This is a genomic window from Bacillus sp. FSL W8-0920 (assembly GCF_038593215.1).
GTDB classification, from domain to species: domain Bacteria; phylum Bacillota; class Bacilli; order Bacillales; family Bacillaceae; genus Bacillus; species Bacillus pumilus.
The window spans coordinates 325,122-344,820 of record NZ_CP151974.1 but is presented as its reverse complement, the minus strand read 5'-3'; the positions used below and the strand labels follow the sequence as shown (position 1 = coordinate 344,820).

The 19,699-nt window shown below is 43.8% G+C and carries 18 protein-coding genes; 2 read left to right on the top strand and 16 right to left on the bottom strand.

What is annotated here, in order from left to right:
- Positions 1-60: 60 nt before the first annotated feature.
- Entirely contained in the window at positions 61-1,419 is a 1,359-nt protein-coding gene (locus NSS78_RS01870; protein WP_212046231.1) for a hypothetical protein, read from the top strand.
- Between the two features lie 40 nt (positions 1,420-1,459).
- On the opposite strand, the gene NSS78_RS01865 is transcribed toward NSS78_RS01870, so the two are convergent.
- The 9 genes from NSS78_RS01865 to NSS78_RS01825 form a co-directional block, all read right to left on the bottom strand.
- Positions 1,460-2,776: an MFS transporter gene (locus tag NSS78_RS01865; protein WP_050943265.1), complete on the bottom strand. Its 1,317-nt coding sequence runs from the start codon at positions 2,774-2,776 to the stop codon at positions 1,460-1,462.
- 45 nt (positions 2,777-2,821) lie between these two features.
- A complete protein-coding gene (locus tag NSS78_RS01860) occupies positions 2,822-4,024 on the bottom strand; it encodes a CoA transferase (protein WP_080984713.1) in 1,203 nt (400 codons plus the stop codon).
- Positions 4,025-4,148: 124 nt separating this feature from the next.
- Positions 4,149-4,529 (bottom strand): cupin domain-containing protein, encoded by a 381-nt coding sequence (locus tag NSS78_RS01855; protein ID WP_003216877.1) that lies wholly within the window; start codon positions 4,527-4,529, stop codon positions 4,149-4,151.
- Between the two features lie 22 nt (positions 4,530-4,551).
- Positions 4,552-6,312 carry a thiamine pyrophosphate-binding protein gene (locus NSS78_RS01850; protein ID WP_335343258.1) on the bottom strand — a complete coding sequence of 587 codons (1,761 nt, stop codon included), beginning with the start codon at positions 6,310-6,312 and terminating at the stop codon, positions 4,552-4,554.
- Between the two features lie 34 nt (positions 6,313-6,346).
- Positions 6,347-7,123: a type I 3-dehydroquinate dehydratase gene (aroD, locus tag NSS78_RS01845; RefSeq protein ID WP_050943268.1), complete on the bottom strand. Its 777-nt coding sequence runs from the start codon at positions 7,121-7,123 to the stop codon at positions 6,347-6,349.
- 9 nt (positions 7,124-7,132) lie between these two features.
- Complete coding sequence (locus NSS78_RS01840; RefSeq protein WP_212046233.1) at positions 7,133-8,566, bottom strand: aldehyde dehydrogenase family protein; 1,434 nt, start codon at positions 8,564-8,566, stop codon at positions 7,133-7,135.
- On the bottom strand, positions 8,563-9,420 hold the full coding sequence (locus NSS78_RS01835; protein WP_080772930.1) for a citryl-CoA lyase: 858 nt from the start codon (positions 9,418-9,420) through the stop codon (positions 8,563-8,565). Before NSS78_RS01835 ends, NSS78_RS01840 begins: the two co-directional genes overlap by 4 nt.
- A 320-nt stretch (positions 9,421-9,740) precedes the next feature.
- Complete coding sequence (gene nadE, locus NSS78_RS01830; RefSeq protein WP_044139266.1) at positions 9,741-10,562, bottom strand: ammonia-dependent NAD(+) synthetase; 822 nt, start codon at positions 10,560-10,562, stop codon at positions 9,741-9,743.
- A gap of 194 nt (positions 10,563-10,756) precedes the next feature.
- Positions 10,757-11,353, bottom strand: coding sequence for an urea carboxylase-associated family protein (locus NSS78_RS01825; RefSeq protein ID WP_327840385.1), 597 nt, complete (start codon positions 11,351-11,353; stop codon positions 10,757-10,759).
- Between the two features lie 79 nt (positions 11,354-11,432).
- Here NSS78_RS01825 and NSS78_RS01820 point away from each other — a divergent pair, with 79 nt between their 5' ends.
- Positions 11,433-12,785 (top strand): amino acid permease, encoded by a 1,353-nt coding sequence (locus NSS78_RS01820; RefSeq protein WP_050943275.1) that lies wholly within the window; start codon positions 11,433-11,435, stop codon positions 12,783-12,785.
- Here the strand turns inward: NSS78_RS01820 and NSS78_RS01815 are convergent.
- The 7 genes from NSS78_RS01815 to NSS78_RS01785 all read right to left on the bottom strand — a co-directional run bounded on the left by NSS78_RS01815 (position 12,780) and on the right by NSS78_RS01785 (position 19,601).
- Positions 12,780-13,538 carry a YqcI/YcgG family protein gene (locus NSS78_RS01815; RefSeq protein WP_050943464.1) on the bottom strand — a complete coding sequence of 253 codons (759 nt, stop codon included), beginning with the start codon at positions 13,536-13,538 and terminating at the stop codon, positions 12,780-12,782. The genes NSS78_RS01820 and NSS78_RS01815 overlap by 6 nt on opposite strands.
- Positions 13,539-13,717: 179 nt before the next feature.
- Positions 13,718-14,101 carry a UPF0715 family protein gene (locus NSS78_RS01810; protein WP_342468270.1) on the bottom strand — a complete coding sequence of 128 codons (384 nt, stop codon included), beginning with the start codon at positions 14,099-14,101 and terminating at the stop codon, positions 13,718-13,720.
- A gap of 306 nt (positions 14,102-14,407) precedes the next feature.
- Positions 14,408-15,037 (bottom strand): LysE family translocator, encoded by a 630-nt coding sequence (locus tag NSS78_RS01805; protein WP_212046235.1) that lies wholly within the window; start codon positions 15,035-15,037, stop codon positions 14,408-14,410.
- A gap of 112 nt (positions 15,038-15,149) precedes the next feature.
- Positions 15,150-16,337 carry an MFS transporter gene (locus tag NSS78_RS01800; protein WP_003216903.1) on the bottom strand — a complete coding sequence of 396 codons (1,188 nt, stop codon included), beginning with the start codon at positions 16,335-16,337 and terminating at the stop codon, positions 15,150-15,152.
- 54 nt (positions 16,338-16,391) lie between these two features.
- Positions 16,392-17,438, bottom strand: a complete 1,047-nt coding sequence (locus NSS78_RS01795; RefSeq protein WP_212046236.1) for a Gfo/Idh/MocA family oxidoreductase — start codon at positions 17,436-17,438, stop codon at positions 16,392-16,394.
- Positions 17,435-18,301 (bottom strand): HAD-IIB family hydrolase, encoded by an 867-nt coding sequence (locus NSS78_RS01790; RefSeq protein WP_212046237.1) that lies wholly within the window; start codon positions 18,299-18,301, stop codon positions 17,435-17,437. Before NSS78_RS01790 ends, NSS78_RS01795 begins: the two co-directional genes overlap by 4 nt.
- Positions 18,276-19,601, bottom strand: a complete 1,326-nt coding sequence (locus NSS78_RS01785; protein ID WP_212046238.1) for a DegT/DnrJ/EryC1/StrS family aminotransferase — start codon at positions 19,599-19,601, stop codon at positions 18,276-18,278. Before NSS78_RS01785 ends, NSS78_RS01790 begins: the two co-directional genes overlap by 26 nt.
- Positions 19,602-19,699 lie beyond the last annotated feature (98 nt).

Here is a 19,699-nt window from a genome sequence, read left to right as displayed (position 1 = left end):
AACAAATTCCACCAGTCGGAATAAAAACGATTGGAGAGGTTTGATGGAGGAGATATTTGAATGTACCTGCTCGTTTTTACACTTCTTATTAGCCTATATATTGTTCATCAACTATTTCCCGCTCCCATACTCTCCTATTTTGTTGGTCTGCTGGCCGCTGCTTCGCTCATCATTTCTTTTAAGAAAGCAAGTGGGCTTTATTTGAAAACAGGTGCTATGTTTCTCATGATTGGCTTGTTCTTATTTTTCTTATCCGACGAGCCATTGCACACGTTTTTTCTTCACTTTCATTCCATGCTAGGCTTGCTTTCTCTATTTTTCATGCTGCCTTTTATTCATTCTCTCATACATGTTGGACATTTCGATACACAATTAAATAAACTGCTCACACTGCATACAACGAGCACAAACCAGCTTTATCGCAAGAGTTCATTTGTCACTCATATTCTTGGCATGTTTTTAAATATCGCGACGATCCCCTTACTATATACATCGCTCAAACCGTCGCTGGATTCCCTAAAAGAACAAGTGAGACAACATCTTTATACACGTAACCTTTTAAGGTCATATGCATTATGTTTAAGCTGGAGTCCTGTTGAAGTGCTCGTAAGCGTCACCATTGATGCAACCAAACTCAAATATTATCAAATCGCACCCGTTACTTTTGGTTTAATGGTCATCGTGCTGGCGACAGATTGGATGCTCTTCTCTCGTCAAAGCAAACGATTCCCAAACATGGTTCAGTCCGCAGAAACAAACTCCAATCCTCGTCGAATTAAGCGAAAAACCCTTCAGCTTGCTTTCATGCTGCTGAGTTTTATGACAGCCGTCTCACTTGTCGATGCATGGATTGTGAAAGGCTATTTATTCGCTGTTGTGCTAACCATTATTCCATTTGCTCTATTATTCTCTTCTGTCATCAAAAAAAGAAAACAATATATCGCCGTCTCTGTCCCTCATTGGAAAGAAAGAACCCGTCAGCTCTCCAACTATATGTGTCTATTTTTAAGTGCTGGCTTCTTTGTCGATATGCTGCTTGCCACAAACAGTATGCAGCCGATTCAAGCATTTATTGTCAGTATATCAGACGATGCCATTTTGGTTTATTGTGTCATTGGGTTATATTTTCTGATCACCGCTCTTTGCGGTTTTCACCCGCTCGTCTCGCTTGCTTTGTTAGTCAGCATGATGGCACCTGTCATCCAAGAACTTCCTGCTCTTCCCATTGCCATCATGCTTATCGTTGCTGGAACATCAACTGTCATGTTTAGTCCTTTTAATGTTTCTGTCTCCCTGTTAGCTGATTTGATGAAGGTCAACCCTTACCGTATCACTCGCTGGAATATATGGTTTGCTGGCTTTTATATCAGCATGGGTATCGCATGTGCAACGATCATCACTATTATCTTTTATTCATAAAAAAGAGAACTCAACTTGGTTTGAGTTCTCTTTTGCTTTCTCACTCTGGTTTTAATTGAATACGTTCAATTTTCCCTACGATAAAAATGTACGACAATGCCCCGCCTAATGCGACTAAACTGACGAATAAAATACCCCCGTTGTATGAGCCTGTCGCCGACACGATGAATCCGATAATAAGCGGAGTGATGATCCCAGCTAAATTAGCAAAAAAGTTAAATACACCGCCAGCCAGACCAACCATTTCCCTTGGTGCCACTTCAGACAGCATCGTCCAAGAGATATTAGACAGTCCTTGTGCAAATGAAGCGATGGATAAAATGGTCAGCACAAGCGGAATATTCGTTGTAAAGTTCGCTAAAACAATGGTACTCGTCAGAAGCAAGCCAATCACTACCGGCAGCTTCCTCGCTACATTAACGGATACGCCCTTTTTAAGCAGCCAATCAGACACATAACCTCCAAACAATACCCCAAAGAATGCAGCAATATAAGGAAGAGAAGCCGCAAAACCTACCTTAAGAAATGCCATATTTTTCGCCTCTGCTAAATAGGTCGGAAACCATGTTAAAAAGAAAAACAGTGTAGACGCTACAGAGAATTGGCCAATATAGAGTCCAATCAATTTACGGTATTTTAGAAGGGCGGCAAAGTCTGCCCATTTCAGCTTCCCCTGTGATGCTACTGTCAGTCCATCGCCTTGCCGAATCAATTCTAACTCCTCTTCATTCATCTTCGGATGCTCTTTCGGTTCGTGATAATACTTGTACCAAAAGAAAGCAAATATGATACCGAGCGCACCTGCTGTAATAAAGACGGTTCTCCAATCGAAAGTCGTCATGATCCAAAAAAGAAGAGGTGTCGCAAATGCAAGACCCACATACTCTCCAGCAGTATAAACACCTGTCGCAAAAGCCCGTTCCCGCCTTGGAAACCATGTGGTGACAATGCGGTTATTCGCAGGAAATGCGGGAGATTCTGTAATCCCAATAAACAAACGACAGCCGAATAAAAAGGCAAAGCTGTTCGCAAACGCCTGCAGGCCTGTGAAAATAGACCAAGTAATGAGTGATATCCCATACGTTACCTTTGAGCCAAATTTATCGAGAATAAAACCGCCTGGTATTTGCATCGCTGTATATGTCCAGCTAAATGCTGAAAAAATGAGGCCTAATAAGGCAGGATTTAATTGCAATGAAGATTGAATAGCAGGTGCAACAATAGATACACTGGCTCGATCAATATAATTAATGGCGGTAATAAAAAACAACAGAATCAATATGCCAAAACGGGCTTTCGTTGGCTTCATATAAGCGGGCCGCAATTCATTCCCCTTCAGTTCTGAATGCACTTTCATAACCATCCTCCTTTGTTTCCGCAGCGTGCGGTTCGGTTGAGCGCCTTAAATAACCCCTTTTTCCTCCAATTGTTTACACTCTTCTTCTGTTAAGCCAAGCATATTTGTTAAAATCTCATAATTATGTTCGCCTAAATCAGGTGCAATGTGCCGGATACTTCCGGGTGTTTTTTCAAACTTTGGAATGATCCCAGGCACCTTTACTTTTCCAAGACGGGGGTGATGCACCTCGACGATATTCTCTCGTGCTTTAAATTGCGGATGCTCGAAAATATCCTGAATACTTAAAATTGGGCTCACAGGAACGCCATGAGTATCTAGAATTTCTAATACGTCATCCCTTGTTTTCGACGCGATCCATTGAGAGACGATCGCATCCATCTCTTTGTTATGCTTCAGCCTAGATGCATTGACCGCGAATTTTTCATTCTCTAATAAATCTAATCGATTCATCGCCTCTGCCAATCGATTGAAGGTCGAATCCGTACTCGTCACAAGAACCAAATAATGCCCATCCTTTGTCACATAGGTGCCGGCAGGGCTTGAATGACCGCTTAACCCCGGTGAACGCTCACGCACCTTCCCAAGCTTGTCATATTCTGCAACCAAAAATTCTAACATACGAAACACAGATTCATAGAGGGCCAAATCCACCATTTGCCCAGTTCCTTCTGAATGTGTATCTCTGTAATACATCGCTGTCACAGTAGCAAACGCCACATATATGCCTGCAATATAATCTGTTAAAGAAAAGGAAGGACTGACTGGATGCCGGTCTGGAAACCCTTGAATATATGTAAATCCGCTAAACGCCGTCGCAGGTGTTCCAAATCCGGCCTTGTCCTTAAACGGACCCGTTTGTCCATAACCCGATACACGAATCATAATTAATTGAGGGTTGATTTCTTTTAATACGTCGTAACCCACGCCCCATTTTTCGAGAGTTCCAGGGCGAAAATTTTCAATCAACACATCGACCTGACCTGCAAGCTTTTTAAAAATGTCTTTTGCTTCGTCTTTGTGCAGATCCAGTGTTAGAGATTTCTTATTCCGTGAGAGACCTGACCATCTAAGTGGTTCACCTTCTGCAAAAGGGCCAACATGCCGCAGCGTATCGCCTTTACCAGGAATCTCGACTTTGATGACCTCTGCACCAAAATCCCCTAGAAGCACCGCGCCATAGGGGGCAGCGATCATCGTAGAGACGTCTAATATTTTCATTCCTTCGAGCGGTGTATTCATATTCATTGCTTGACTCCCTTTCATTCAAGTGATGAAGGGCTAAATAACTTTCTATTTTAGCCCTTGTCATCTTTCTGATTGACCCGGAAGACCCTGATGATTCAAAAGGAGGGCTTACCGGAGCAGTTTGTTAATCCTTCGGAAGCTGCCCTTGCGGTGTGTAAAGCCAAATCAGCCATAAAGGTTCATCTCCTGTATTTACATGCTGGTGCGAGACACCGTCTGGAATGAACATGAAATCATTTTGTTTAAAGGACTGCCTTTCTCCATCACAAATGACTTCGCCAGATCCTTTAATCACATAATCAAATTCCTCTGAACCTGGGTGATTGTGCACTGAACTTGCTTCTCCCGGTTCAAAAATGGTGAGACCTGCCATCATATGCTCGGACCCAACAGTATCTGGTGTAATGGTTTGAAATACCTTTCGAATCATTTGCTCCTCTGGATGATCTAAACCTAACCATAATGGGTTCCCATCTTGAAACGGATTCAATACTTTAATTTTCATTGTTACTTCCTCCTCGTTATGTTTAATTCACGCTGACATGTGAGCGCTTTGAATTTGGTGAATAAATATCATTAATATTCCAATGTCCATCCGTAGGGACAGGATCATTTTTCATTGCTACATCGATGACGCAAGGCTCTTGAGATGCAATTGCTTCAGCTAAAGCTTCTTTGAATTCAGAAGCAGAGGTGATTTTAATCCCCTTCATCCCATAACCTCTTGCAATGGCAGCAAAATCCGGAGAATAGCTTTCTCCACCTTTTCTGAAAACAGTACCGTACGTCGTTTCATAGTGCGCCATTTGCAAGCCAGCTATTGTTCCAAACGCACTGTTATTCATCACAATCCACACAACAGGAATGTTCTCTTCAACGGCTGTTGCGAGAACGGATGGATTTTGACCGAATCCGCCGTCCCCAACGAGTGACACAACGACACGGTCAGGCTGGGCAATCTTTGCCCCAAGTGCGGCAGGTGCTCCAAATCCCATCGTTGCAAAGCCGCCTGGTGTTAGAATGGTCCCTGGCGTGAGCACAGGAAATTGCTGTCCGACCCCATTTTTATTCCAGCCAACATCCGTTGTAATAAAAGCATCTGGCGGTAATACTTCTCGCACTTCCTGCAAAATACGCTGCGGCTTCATTGGGAAGGATTCATCTTGAATGTTCTTCAGGTTGCTCGCCTGAAACTCCTTACGATATGCCGCAATTTCCTTTTTCAATTCAGGTCGATTTAGCACTTCTGGCAGTCTTTCTCTCGCCACTCGATTGAGTACAGTCAAGGCCTGCTTCAGATCAGCTACTGCTCCAATGTCAACAGGATAGTTACGTCCAATTTCATTCGGATCAATGTCAATATGAATGAGCTTGGTTGATGGGAAACGGAACGTATATTCTGATTCCCACGAACTCGCATCAGCTTCAGCAAAACGGGTGCCTAAAGCCAATATATAGTCCGCCGCTTTGCACTGATCATTGATAAATTTTGTCCCCCAAAATCCTGTCATTCCAAGGGTCATTGGGTGATCATCTGGCATGGCTCCTTTCCCCATCAAAGAATGGGCGACAGGGATACTTAGATGATCAGAGAATGCCTTTAATTCTTCAGCTGCGTCAGCTAGTAAAATGCCTCCCCCTACATATAAAAGCGGCCTTTCTGCCTGCAGCAATCGATCTAATATCCGATTGGCCGTTTGATCATCAATTGAAGGTTTTTCAATGGTCTGTGTATGATGGTTGATTTGTTCAAACAGGGACACATCTAGGTCTTTTGAGAACACATCCATTGGAACAGATATCAGCACTGGGCCAGGACGGCCGCTTTCAGCTAACTGAAATGCTTTTGATAAAATCTCTGGAAATAATTCTGGAATATCGACTCGCCATGCTCTTTTCACAAACGGCCGGTAAATTTCGTATTGAGAGGCATCGGAATGAAGATTGATCTCTTGATGTGGGTGCTTTCCGTAGTAATGACTCGGGACATCTCCTGCAATGACAACCATTGGAATGGAATCAAGTGCTGCATTCGCTACCCCTGTTGCCGCATTGGTGAGTCCAGGACCTAGATGACTGAGAACAACAGCTGTCTGTTTCTTTGCTCGCGCATAACCATCTGCTGCATGTGCCGCTATCTGTTCATGTCTGACATTTACAAATTGAATCGAGCTTTTTTCAAGCGCTGATAAAAAAGCAATATTCGTATGACCGCAGAGACCAAAAATATGCTCGACTCCCCGATTCTCTAAATACTGAATAACCTGTGTAGAAATATTCTTCTTCATGTTTCTCTCCTCTCACGGTGCAGCTATGAATCTGCTACTCTCTTATTCTTTGAAAAACAATAGATAGAACGCTGTTCAAATCCTGTATTGCCACTTGCCCGGGAGCTGAGCTTTCTTTCCCTACAGCAAAGGTCATGACAGATCCAAAAAGTCCACCAACCATTCTTGTAAAAGCCCCATATTCCCCCATTGCCATCGAAATAACGGGAATCGACAGCTGCTTGTTCGCATGGCTGGTCGCAGAGAGCAGTGTTAATGCATCCTCATAGGAATGCGGCATCACTGCAATCTTTGCGATGTCGGCGCCGACTGATTCTGCATTGACGAAGAGCTGCACGAGACGATCCAACTCAGGGGTACGCTGGAAATCGTGATACGACACAATCAAGGTGACCCCATTACTTTTAGCCGCCTGACTGACTTGCTGTAAATGTGTCACATCATGCATCAATTCATAATCAACGGCGTCCACAAGCTGTGTGGAACAAAGCTCGACAAGCAGAGAAACCTTCTCATTTTCTGAGAGTGATATACTTTCGCCGCCCTCCTTTTCAGAGCGGATGGTGAATAAAAATGGTATGCCCTTTGCCTTTTCTACCATTCCCTTAAGGGTTTCTATGACTTGTTCCTTGTCATGAAGGTGATGAAAAAAATCCGCCCGCCACTCTATCACATCAGGCTTCTTCTCAGTTAATACCTCGACCTCATGAAACAATTCTTCCTTTGTTTGCCCGATGAGCGGCGTACAAATCATTGGCTGACCGCCTGTCTGCACACTTTTTACCTTTTGCTGAAATGCATTCACATCCAAACGCCCCTTTCACAGACCCTGTGGAAGCACGATCATTTTGGTTTCGGTCATCTCCTCAATAGCGAAACGCGGACCTTCTCTTCCAAGACCACTTCGCTTAATTCCTCCATAAGGCCAATGATCCAGTCTAAAATTTGATGTCCCATTGATGACAACACCGCCAGTTTCAAGCTCTTTTGCTGCGTGTAACGCAACATCCAGCTGATTCGTAAAGATCCCTGCCTGCAAACCATATCGACTATCATTTGCTTCTTGAATTGCCTCCTCCAGCTCCGCATAAGGAAGAATGCTGACAACTGGGCCGAATACTTCCTCACAGACGACCTTGGCCTGTTTCGGAGGGTTCAGCAAAATAGCCGGTGTGATGCTCGCTCCATTTCTTTTTCCCCCACATAAAAGCTGTGCCCCCATACTCTCTGCCTCTTGTATCCATGTCTCAACACGCTGCGCGGCCTGTGCATCGACCATACAACCGATATCACTCTCACTGGACAGCGGATCTCCAACGACAAGCTGCTCTACTTTTTGTTTTAATACCTCAGTAAACGACGGCATTATTTCCTGATGGACATAAATTCTTTGAACAGAAATACAGCTTTGACCAGAATTACTAAAGCCTGTCTTGGCACAAAGGGATGCGGCTTGTTCAATATCAGCATCGTGATGAACAATCGTCGCGCCATTCCCTCCGAGTTCGAGCAATACTTTTTTTAATCCCGCAGAGGTTGTAATATGCTCTCCTCCGGCAGCCCCACCGGTAAAAGAGATGAGATTCGTTCTTTCATCAGTGACTAACTGTTTCCCAGCCTCGACCCCGCCAATCACAAGCTGCAAACTTGCCTCAGGGAACCCTGCTTCGAGAAGGAGTTTGACAAACGCTGTAGCAACAGCTGATGTTTGCGGTGCAGGCTTCAAAATAATGACATTCCCTCCCGCAAAAGCTGGACCAACTTTGTGACAAATTAAGTTGAGCGGTGCATTAAAAGGAGTAATCGCCAGCACAACTCCGACTGGTATTTTAAATGTCATGGCCATTGCTCCCTGCCCACGCGATGATACATTGCCTGGAATGGTCTCACCTACTAATCGATTCGCTTCTTCCGCCGACTGCGCTAGCGTCTCGATTGATCGTGAGACTTCATCTCTTGTATTTTTAAGCGGTTTGCCTAATTCTAACGAAATCAGTTTTGCGAAATGGTCTTTTTGTTCTTCAAGCAAGGTGGCTGCTTTCGTTAGAAGCTTTGAGCGTTCGATTGCCGATATTCCCGCTATTTGTTTTTTAGCATGCTGCGCAATAGAAAGTGCCTGTTCTATGTCTTCTGATGAGGCGAGATATGATGTACCGATCCTTTCTCCTGAGTAAGGATTGATGATATCTGTTTTCACACGATCGGTATCCATCCACTCGCCGCTTATATATGATAACGCTTTCAAACTGCTCAAATTTTCTCTCCCTCCTTCAAGTGCCGCGTTCCATGTCCTGCATAACGAACTAATCTTTCTTCGTTTGGACAAGGTCCCTTCACGAGGGCTCCCTTTGTCAGCTCCTCATATGCATGCGCCACGATGCCCATTCCTCTGGATAAGGAAAAAATGCCTTTTGCTGCTTCTGCTGGAATGTTTAATTCACATTGGATTGCAGCAGATACACCGTCTATATTCATCGTGATTTTCTTCCCTTTCAGGTGTTCAAGCTCATGTCTAATCGCTTCGGCTAACCGTAAATATATCCCACTGATAAGACCTTGCTGGACATATGTGTGACTTAGCTCATATAGACGTCTAACCCTCGGATCATCATCATGAAGCTGATGGCCGATCCCCGGGATTTTTTCCTTGCGAGTTAACCATGTGTGACATACTTGCTTGGCCGCAGACTGTATATCCTTTTGATCATCGTAGATCGCTTTGGCTTCGTATAACATACGCATGGCCTTCTCTCCGGCTCCGCCATGAATATCACCTAATAAATTCACCCCTGTTGCAACAGAGGAATTAAACGAAATGCCGCAAGTCACCGCCATTCTGGCAGCTGCAATAGATGGCGCTCTTGGTCCATGGTCCGCGCCTGCGACAAGAACACTTTCAAAAAGAGCTGCTTTTGAATCATCCAATAATTCACCAACAAGCAGTAAATAAAGCATTTGTGGATACGACAGTTCGCCAATCAGTTCTTCAATCGGATAACCTCGAAGTTCAATTGAATTTTTTTGAATATGACTAATCTCAGTTTCCCACCAAGCGCCTCCCTCTTTGTAGATTTCCAGTGCACTTCGATTTTTCATTGTGTCAATCATTCCTTTAGCTTCTTATTTGGAGGTGAACCACCTCTTTATTCCATTCAGTGGAATCTAATTTCACTTTTCGGAATGTGGTTTCATTGTAAGCGTATTCTTTTTCTTCGTCAATCGTTTTTTCTGAAAATACTGTAAATAGCAGTGAAATTAAGTGAATCGAACTAATTATGATTGTTTTTTTTGATCAAAAAAATCTTTATTTAGTTAAATGGACTTGAGTAGATCGTTCTACTAATTTAATGAATTTTTGGTTATTTTGTCAAACCCATTTAAAAATTCAACATAAAAAAACCTCTCCGTCTACTGGAGAGGTCGCTTTTTTATTTCCACCAGTCATCAAACATGGAAGCGGGTACTTGGCGTTTATGCTCTGATTGAACATAGCGCTTTTCAATCGCTTCTGCTGCTTGTTCTGACACGGGCTTACCTTCTAAGTAATCATCAATTTCATTGTACGTAATGCCTAGTTCTGTTTCATCCGTTTGCTGAGGTTTGTCATCAAGCAGATCGGCTGTCGGTTTCTTTAAGTATAGGCGCTCTGGTGCTTGCAGCGCTTCTAGCAGTGTCCGGCCTTGGCGTTTCGTCAGACCTGTGAGCGGGAGAACGTCTGCACCGCCGTCACCATATTTCGTGAAAAACCCAGTGACTGCTTCGGCTGCATGATCTGTACCAATGACAAGTAATCCTTCTTCTCCTCCGACAGCATATTGCGCGATCATTCGCATGCGTGCTTTGACATTCCCTTTATTAAAGTCAGACAACGGTCCGCCTGTGTCTTTTTGATATTGTTCACTGAATGCCGTCACGGCAGGCGCAATATCATATTTCCACGACTTGTCCGGCTGAATAAATGATAAAGCGAGCTGGGCATCATCTTCATCCTGCTGCACGCCATGCGGGAGACGAACCGCAATAAAGACTGCCTCTTCCTTTCCTTCTTGACGCAGTTCAGATGCAGCGAGCTGTGCAAGACGGCCAGCGAGCGTTGAATCCTGTCCGCCGCTAATCCCGAGAACGAATCCTTTCGCGCCGGTTTTTTTCAAGTAGTCCTTTAAAAATCCAACCCGTTTTTCGATCTCCTGCTTCGGGTCAATTGAGGGCTGCACATGCAACTCTTGGCTGATCTTTTTTTGCAAACTCATACACTTTTCCTCCTAAGCATCCTCTACATGAAGAGAACAGGTTTTACTCTAAATTCATTGATTTGACAACGTTTTTTGAATCTTCATTATACCATGTTTTCAGGAAGAACATTTTGTAAGACGTTCCCCTATTTCATCAATGATCAAACATTCACAAATGAAAAAGACCCCGTCTATACGGACTTGCCTTTTTTTCAATCAATTTCTACCCGTATAGATGTACAGCTTGCGCCATTACACTTCCCAATATCAGCAGGGCATGCGGATACGGCCACAATGAGATCCATTTCGGCTCGCAGACGAATGTAATCACCAGGAAGCGATTTTGGCTGCTCCACAGACAGCTTTCCTTTTTCATCAATGACTGTATTCATAAAGGCATTAAAAGGATAGTACATATCCTCCTTCGGAATCCCAAATGATTCGAAGGCAGTCCTTAAATTATCGTAGCATGTATGCATGACCTCTAAATGCGTCCGTCCGTATAAAAGCTGGTACATTTCTTGCCGGCAGGCGGGCATATATAAATCATGGCACCCGACTGTATCTTCAATGACCGTAAACATCGGTTTGTATAAATTAGAATAGAGCTTATCGCCTTTTTTCACTTTGGACGAAAATAGGCTGTCCATTGTCGCGCCTTGGTCAAATTTTTCATAAAAATCCTTTTCGTGATAGGCCATGACATCTGCTACTTGCTGGCCTTCAACATCAACCACCCGCATACATTGGCCTTTTCCTAAACGAAAGCCATGTCCATCCTTTGGTAAAATCACGTATTCTCCGTTCAACACCTGCACTCCTTTCCTTGACAGTATGCCCAAAACGTCCCCTTGATCATGTATAAAAAAAGGAGCCGGTCACAAGCTAATGTCATTGAAACAGAAAGGTGTTGCACATGCATTGAAAGAAGAACAATCTTTATCTTGGTGGCAGCTTTCTCTCATCGGAGTAGGCTGTACAATTGGCACCGGTTTCTTCCTTGGTTCCAGCATCGCCATTACAAAGTCCGGTTATTCCGTCTGCATTTCTTTTTTGCTTGCTGCGATCGGAACCTATCTTGTCTTTAAGCATTTGGCTGCAATGACAGCCGATAATCCTGATAAAGGGTCATTTTGTTCCTATGCTCGTAAAGCATATGGACGCTGGGCAGGGTTTAGCAATGGCTGGGTGTATTGGTTTGCAGAAATGCTGATTACAGGAAGTCAGTTAACAGCAATTTCTCTTTTTACCCGCCACTGGTTTCCATCTGTTCCGCTTTGGGTGTTTTCTGCGATTTATTCCGCTCTTGCTCTACTCGTGATTATCATAGGGCTTTCTTCTTTTCAAAAGACAGAAAATGTCCTTGCGGTACTGAAGACAGCGGCGATTTTTCTATTTATGATCCTTGCTGTGCTTGTGTTATTCGGTATTCTGACAGATCATAAACCAACCCTTCACCTCCCAAACAAAGATCACGAATGGATGCCGCTCGGTCCGCTTGGTCTTTGGAATGGATTGATTTACGCGTTTTATGCATTTGGGGGAATAGAAGTCATGGGGCTGATGGCGGTTCATTTAAAGGACCCGAAGGATGCAGCAAAGTCTGGACGCGTCATGCTGATCATTCTAGCGGTGATCTATATCGTCTCAATTGGTCTTGCTCTCTTGCTTGTCCCGGTGACAGCCTTTAATGAAAACAGCAGTCCATTTATTACATCATTAGAGCCATTTCATTTATCGATCTTTCTTCATATCTTTAATGGCATTTTCATTATTGCCGGCTTTTCGACATTGGTTGCCTCACTCTATGCAGTCACGACGCTGCTTGGCACGATGTCGGAGCATCAAGATGCACCTGCTTGTTTTAAACAAAAAGACCCATCTCATGTCAGATGGTCTTCAATTATCTTAACTGCTGCTGGATTAATTGTCTCGATTTTGCTTGCGCTCTTTTTGTCCAAACACATCTACGAGCATCTCACAACAGCAGCCGGCCTTACCCTTCTGTACACATGGGTATTCATTCTATTCTCAAGTAAAAAGCTATCAAAGCCATCCACTCGCCAAACGTGCGAAATGATTCTTGCACTGCTCCTGATTGGAGCCGCCGTTTCAGGCACATTAACTGAGGCAAGCGGAAGACCTGGCTTTTTTATCAGTCTTGGGATCATTGCAGTGATTGCCATCATGGTGCTATTTATGAGGAAAAAGTGGAAGCAGCAGGATCAGACCGCATCATAATTTCATCATGTTTTTTAATGCAGTAAATGGACATTTGGCGGAGGCTGGTTTCTCCGCCTCATCATCTGAGAGGAAATATTGTTTCCATTCCAGATTTTTCTGATCACCATACCACTTTAACGCTGGATGAACATCTACTTGATCATATGCCTTGAGCCTTTTCCGAACAAGTTTGCTCATTTTTTGCCCGAATGTGGTGGATCCGTTCATCTTCTCAAACACCCATCTTGGTTGAAATGCCCACATCACATAAGGAAAGTGACGACTTTTTCTGAGTTTGTGAGCCGGTGTTGCGCATAAAATAAAATAGGGTTCCCCATGAAAACAAAATTCCCATTCATGATTCTCAGGATCTGTCGGAATGTCCTTTGGCCATTTCATTTCATCCTTTTCATGCAATTGCTGAACGAGCGACCAAAACTGTTCCTCATACTCTTCGAGCGAATATTCCCTCAAATCCTGCGGTGTCTCAAAAAAGCAAACAAATGAGGCATATTGACCCGTTTCTTTCGAACAACTTTGATATTCTCTCAAGAGCTGGGCCAATTCATCAACCGCATCCTCTTCCCTCGGGTCACCAACAAACCCATACCGTAAATGATCAAGAAAAAACCCCTGTCTTCCGGGTACACATGGGAATGTATCTGCCTCATCCCCTACCATCTCTCCAAATTGCGTAAAAGCGTCCTGCTTCCATTCTTCTAGTGATCGTAGATTTTGATCAAGGCAACTTTTTGCATACAACTGGGCCATTTCCTTCCACCTCGTTTTAGCGTCTTCTCCATAGCCTATGAGAAAAAAAGGCTGTGGTGACTGTCCCTAAGCGACTTTCCTTGCGCATTCCAGAGGTGGATATTCTCATTCGAATTCAGCATGTATGTGCGTCTTTCACTCCATGCTGCATCTTTTAATAGAGCGCTTTTGTATCTTCCCTATGATCGGTTCTTCATCAAAAAGACAGAATCGAGCACCCAATAAATGAAGGCTGAGCAAAAGCTAAACAGATAGACTTTGTAGCTAATGAACACGACCAGTCCATAATCAATCCATAACGCTAACGCAGAACAAACCACCCACGCCGCAAGAAAATAAATAAGTAAGTCTCGGCCTCGGAACCTTCTAGGATACCGGTGTAAAACAAGCTGAATCGGTGTAGCAAACACCACATAAGCAATCAAAATGAGCAGACTCGTCATTTCCACATAACCAAAGCCTGATTCAGTCGGGATAAATAGCATGGTATATACGAATGTTGCTGTGATGACTGATAAGATCAGCATGCACACATAGTTGAAAACTGGAAGAAAAATACGCATGGCAAAGCTCCTTAAATCCATTTTATATCTCACCATTATTCAAGAATGTGTTATGTCTGTCAATCCTTACAAAAAAACAGACTGAATGTATCAGTCTGTTTTAGATTGTTGACAAAGGGCTAAAATGATCTTTATTTTAGCCCTTTGTCTTCTTTTCAGCGTGATAGAAAACCTTTGAAGTCTAGGAAGGACGAGTACCGGAGTGGAGCGAATTGAAGATTCGTGAGCACCGGCACGCAGGACTGACACCGAATGCGAGGGTTTGTCTACACGCTGAAACAGACTGAATGTATCAGTCTGTTTTTCCTACCCAATCAATGCCAGGATCCCTTGATAACCAAAATAGACGCCGAAACCAAGTAAAGATAAGCCTGCAAGCACGGATAAGCCATGTAAGACACGTTCACTTAAATAACGCCGAAACGAACTAGCAAGCAGTGCCATACTGAAATCCCAAATCAGCATGCCGATAAAAATAGCCATACTATACATGAGCAATTGGGATGTCCCATACTTTTCGATCGTATTGGCCAAAATACTGCCATAGATGCCAAGCCAAAATAAAATACTGAGCGGATTGGAAAGAGAAATGAAAAACCCCGTCATAAATGACTGACCCACCGAAGTGTTTCCTCCATCCTTTTTCGGACTCTCCTGCAAATTGATTTTACGCAGGCTCTCAATGCCGGTATAGGTCAGAACAAAAAAGCCGAACAGCCACAAAAAGGTTTTCACAAGAGGTGCGGTCAAAAGCTGGGCGACACCAAAATAAATGAGGAGCATATAGACAATATCCGCAGCCATTGCCCCCACACCAAAAATCCACGCGTGCCAAAATCCACTTTTAATCCCTCTGTCGATTTGAGCTGCATTGACTGGCCCAACAGGCGCTGAAAGTGACAACCCTAAAAAGATATAACCAAAAAACACCGCCACATAGACGTCCTCCTTTTGATGCTGACTTGTACATATTATTCAAACGTTCTATGGTTTAGTACAAGTCCTTTGCCATCTTTTCAGGTGGATTCAAGGAGACATTGGATATTGCTTAACGATCGGCTTTCAGCGCCGATTGTTGCGGCAGGACCGTTTCCTTTTTCGTAGCACGTTTCATTTGAATCGCAGCTGCAAACAGAAGAACAGCTAAGAAGGCGAAAACAAAGACGGCACTTGCTGCTCCTGCCCATTCAAGACTAAAGCCGATCAAGAAGGACAAGCAGGCTCCGCCTAAACTTGCGGCTGCAATAAAGTAACTCGTCGCCTCGTCGATCGCATTTTCAATCATTAATGCAGATGCAGTCAGTGCGATTGGGAACATACCAGCTGCACACAGACCGATGAAAAAGATGAGAAGCAGCTGCGCGGCGATGTGGGTTGTCAGGGCAAATACAACGAGCAGCAGAATCATGAGTGCTGCGCTTAGCTTTAAAAAACGCAGCGGGTGCAACTTATCAGCTTTTCTCGCAATGACAGTTCTGCCAATGACGATCGCTGTCCAAAAGGTAGAGACCGCAAAGAGACCCCAATTGTCTCCTCCCTTCTCCAGCATGATCGACGGTAAAAAGTTCGCAAAGTTCGTTTCAATCCCTGCGTAGAAAAAGGCAAAGCAAATCATGATCACCACAATGATTCGATTGTTTCGATCAACAAGTAAGGACGGTTTTCTTACCCCATTGGAAGGAGCAGTCATCTGTCCACTAGGCAATTTGTTCATGAAGGTAAGCCAGAGCATAAGGAAGAATGTCAGTGCACCGACTTGAAATAAAAACACATAGTGCCACGTCTGTTCATTGACAGTTAGTAAAATCACAAGTGGAAATAACAGTGCTCCTAACCCAAAGAAGACCTCCATGATGCTGATTCGCTTCGCACTGTTTGCCATCGAAATCACATACGCTCCGGCTGTTGTCTCAAGACTGCCTGCCCCGCTCCCAAGAAAAAAACCTGCCAGCACAAGTGTTGACCAGCCAGGAACCAAAAGCCCAAGCAGAAGTGACCCGATCATCAGCAAAAGACCCATGGTCAGAACAGCGCCGTAGCCTTTTTTCCTCACAAGGATGGGGGATAACAGAACCCCTGTCAAAAAACCAATAAACTGAAAAAAGATTAAAGAAGATAATTCCCCAGGACCCTTATCGTAACTAGACAGTAAATAAGGAGTTAAGCTGCCAAAAAACACATGAATGGTCCCAATAAAAAAATAAAAGACACAGCCAAAATAAAATACTTTTTTCATCTTTTCACTTCCTCTAAAAAGGAGCGGAGTTTTGACATCCTCCGCTCCACCTCTTTAATATGTCTGGGCAGACTCGACAGCCTCTTCCCTCTCGAAGCACGTATTAAGCGCTGCTTGCGCGCGATACCCGTCTACAAAATCAGCGACTTTCATATGAGATGGATATGGATCTGTATTCACCCAGTGCATCAGCTGATCACGGAACGTATCAGACCATCCGTAAAATTCGTTTGGCGGATCTGTCAGCAAGGTTTGCGGCATTTGATGACGCTCCACACACAAGCCATCGCTGATCTCATATTCGTTTTTCATGTTCGTATGGTATTTGAATACCTTGTCATGACCAACGACTTCTACACTAAATCCGCATTCCTCCGGCTGCGTACTTTTGGATGTGACCAAATGAAAGAACACTTGATTCTCCATCTGACCGAAAATTTCGGTATGATCATCCACCTGTACCTTTTTCTCTTCCTTTTCCTTTACATGCGTCAGCATCTTGGTATTTAAGGAGTCTTTCTTCATGTCACTGCCAAATAAGTACCAAAGCATATCAATTAAATGAATGCCAAGATCTCCTAATGCACCGCTCGTACGCAGACTCTCCCCGCTGTCTCTCCATGAAAATGTCTTTCTTCTGAGGGCACTGTTTTTCTTAAAATGAGTCCTGACAGTTAAAATCCGACCTAATTCACCATTGGCAATCAAATTCTTCAAAATATTCACAAAGGATAAGTAACGATAGTTAAAGCCCATACTGGCTTGAACCTGGAACTGTTTGGCTGTCTCCACCATTTCCTTCGCTTCCTTCAGCGACACAGCCATCGGCTTTTCACATAAAATGGGCTGTCCTGCTCTTAGTGCCTGAAGGGCATGGTCTTTGTGACAAAAATTCGGGGAAGCAATGATCAACCCATCAGATGCATCTGCTAAAGTTTCGATACTTGAATACACGCGTCCGCCATACTGTTTAATGAATCCCTGTGCAACTGACTCGTGTAAATCATAAACACCTGATAACTCTGCACCTTTGATCGTTGATAATGCTCTTGCATGTGCTTTTGCAATATTCCCTGCTCCAACAATTCCAATTTTCTTCATGAATGTGCCTCCTCATGTTTATACATCACTGTTTTCAGTGTTTCATAGATTCCTTTTGCATACCCATGATGACAAATTTGATGATGGTGCCGCTTGGCTTCGGCCGTCGCATTTTGGACGAGGAAACCGTGCGTGACGGATTGAAGCATCCGCAAATCGTTCCCACTATCTCCAAAGGCAAAGCCTTGACCTTTCGATAAATCATATTGCTTCAGCATAAAGCGGACAATTTCATCCTTCCCTGTGCCGACTGGTAAAAAATCGACATCATAGCAGTCAGCAGGGTCTCCTGCGAGCGGATTGCATTTGTTGATGTTGACCGCCACCCCGCGCTCTTTGGCAAGTGTTTGGATGAATGATAGATGATGAAGATCTGTCCGTTCATCCTGCTCCTGATAATAGAAATTCTTCTTATACCCTGAGCTGCCCAGCTGCGTTTGCGGTCTGAGATGAATTCCCTTTTCATGTATGGTTTCGAGGATGTCTTCAATTTTTTCATCTGAGAAGCCCTGTGCATCCAGCCGCTTCATCCACTCCGCATCTGGCTGTCCAAAACGAGCATCCGATGTATACACAATCTCAGTCCCTAAGTTCGACGCAATAAAATGCGGGAATTGATAAAAACCGCCTGTTTTCATTTTACTTGTGACAGAATCGAGGCTACTTCCCGTGACCCAGCCAAGCATGAGCTGTCCTGCTTCACTCTTTTCTGCCACAAAGGCTTCCAGCCGCTTGACATCCTCTCTCTGCTCCTCTGTCATTTCGTGAGAATAATAGGTTTCATCAAAGTCACAGAAGACGATCCACTTCGGATTATCCGGCTGATTCAGCAGCTTTTTATTGAATGGAAGACTTGATAACATGATGAACCCCCTCGATGACCTTCTCCTGATCTTGCAGCGGCATGCCTGGATACAACGGCAAGTGAAGTAATTCCTGTGCTGCTTTTTCCGTTTGTGGAAGTGTCGTTTGTTTATACTTTTGAGAAACAAGTTTTGTTTGATGCTGATGCGATAGAATCGGGTAATAAACATCCGTTTCTATGCCCATTTTCAGCAATTTTGCTGCAAGCTCATCTCGCTCTCCCTTCAGCACTCTAATCGGGAACAGATGCCAGACGTGGTCATCCGTTAGCTTCGGAAGCTTCAAGTATCCTTCTTCCTCAAGCGTTTGCAGCTGGTCAATGTATCGCTTTGCTAAGTAGAAACGTTTAAAGTTTTGTAATCCTAAATACTTCATACGTTCGAGTCCGATCGCTGCCTGCAAATTATCAATTTTCGAATTAAAGCCATAGTCACTGCGTTTGACATTTTTCTTTCCTACTTCAAAGCCGTGATAGCTGATCTCCATGCATTTCTCCGCTAAGGCTTCATCATTTGTCGCGATGGCTCCTGCCTTGCCGCAGACACCAAGATTTTTGTATGGATTAAAGCTGAGAACAAGCCCATCTCCATATGCTCCAAGGCCCGTGCTGCCGATCGCCTGACAGCCATCTTCAATGATTTTCAGCCCATGCTTTTTCGCAATCGCCGAAATGGCCTTCATATCCGCTTGTTTTCCATATAAATGAACCGGAAGAATGCATGCCGTTTGATCTGTGATATGCTTCTCTATTTCACTCGGTGCCAAGCAGTAAGTATCTGGATCAATATCGGCATAGACTGGAACAGCCCCAATCGCAAGCACTGCATTTTCTGTTGCAGCAAAGCTATTCGCTGGCAAAATGACCTCATCTCCTGGAGTGACGCCTGCTGATATAAGGCTGATCATTAGGGCATCTGTTCCACTTGACGTGGCAATGACATATTTCTTCCCTAAGTACTCAGCGAGCTGCTTTTCAAACGCCGGGATATATGGCCCTGAAGTAAAACGGCCAGAACTCAATACTTCTTTCAGCACCTGCATAATGTCATCGATCTCATCCTCTGAAATCAGTTTATCGACTGGCAGGAACGGTATCTTTTTTTCCTTATTTTGTTTATAATGGAAGAGAATTTTTTCCAATCCTGTGTGCCCTATATCTTGCTCGAGGAACGTCACCAGCTTTTCATTTGCTAGGTGCTTTTCAACTGAATCAGACTTTACTTGAACACCTTGATTGATCATATCCAGCAAAGGAAGATAATCCTTGCTTTTACCTGATATCTTCGTCAATATTTGCATTCCATTCCCTCCAATTAATCAATTCCATTTGTTAATATTTAACTTGTTTCACATTGTAAATGATGTTATCGATTTCAGAACAATAACTTTGTGTAAAG

What these genes read in the sequence shown, in the direction of transcription:
- NSS78_RS01800 (WP_003216903.1), bottom strand. Translation starts at nt 16,337, where the DNA reads ATGAAAAAAGTATTTTATTTTGGCTGTGTCTTTTATTTTTTTATTGGG.
- NSS78_RS01795 (WP_212046236.1), bottom strand. Translation starts at nt 17,438, where the DNA reads ATGAAGAAAATTGGAATTGTTGGAGCAGGGAATATTGCAAAAGCACAT.
- NSS78_RS01860 (WP_080984713.1), bottom strand. Translation starts at nt 4,024, where the DNA reads ATGAATATGAATACACCGCTCGAAGGAATGAAAATATTAGACGTCTCT.
- NSS78_RS01865 (WP_050943265.1), bottom strand. Translation starts at nt 2,776, where the DNA reads ATGAAAGTGCATTCAGAACTGAAGGGGAATGAATTGCGGCCCGCTTAT.
- NSS78_RS01835 (WP_080772930.1), bottom strand. Translation starts at nt 9,420, where the DNA reads ATGATTGACACAATGAAAAATCGAAGTGCACTGGAAATCTACAAAGAG.
- NSS78_RS01820 (WP_050943275.1), top strand. Translation starts at nt 11,433, where the DNA reads ATGTCATTGAAACAGAAAGGTGTTGCACATGCATTGAAAGAAGAACAA.
- NSS78_RS01870 (WP_212046231.1), top strand. Translation starts at nt 61, where the DNA reads ATGTACCTGCTCGTTTTTACACTTCTTATTAGCCTATATATTGTTCAT.
- NSS78_RS01810 (WP_342468270.1), bottom strand. Translation starts at nt 14,101, where the DNA reads ATGCGTATTTTTCTTCCAGTTTTCAACTATGTGTGCATGCTGATCTTA.
- NSS78_RS01790 (WP_212046237.1), bottom strand. Translation starts at nt 18,301, where the DNA reads ATGTTATCAAGTCTTCCATTCAATAAAAAGCTGCTGAATCAGCCGGAT.
- NSS78_RS01850 (WP_335343258.1), bottom strand. Translation starts at nt 6,312, where the DNA reads ATGAAGAAGAATATTTCTACACAGGTTATTCAGTATTTAGAGAATCGG.
- NSS78_RS01815 (WP_050943464.1), bottom strand. Translation starts at nt 13,538, where the DNA reads ATGGCCCAGTTGTATGCAAAAAGTTGCCTTGATCAAAATCTACGATCA.
- NSS78_RS01855 (WP_003216877.1), bottom strand. Translation starts at nt 4,529, where the DNA reads ATGAAAATTAAAGTATTGAATCCGTTTCAAGATGGGAACCCATTATGG.
- NSS78_RS01785 (WP_212046238.1), bottom strand. Translation starts at nt 19,601, where the DNA reads ATGCAAATATTGACGAAGATATCAGGTAAAAGCAAGGATTATCTTCCT.
- nadE (WP_044139266.1), bottom strand. Translation starts at nt 10,562, where the DNA reads ATGAGTTTGCAAAAAAAGATCAGCCAAGAGTTGCATGTGCAGCCCTCA.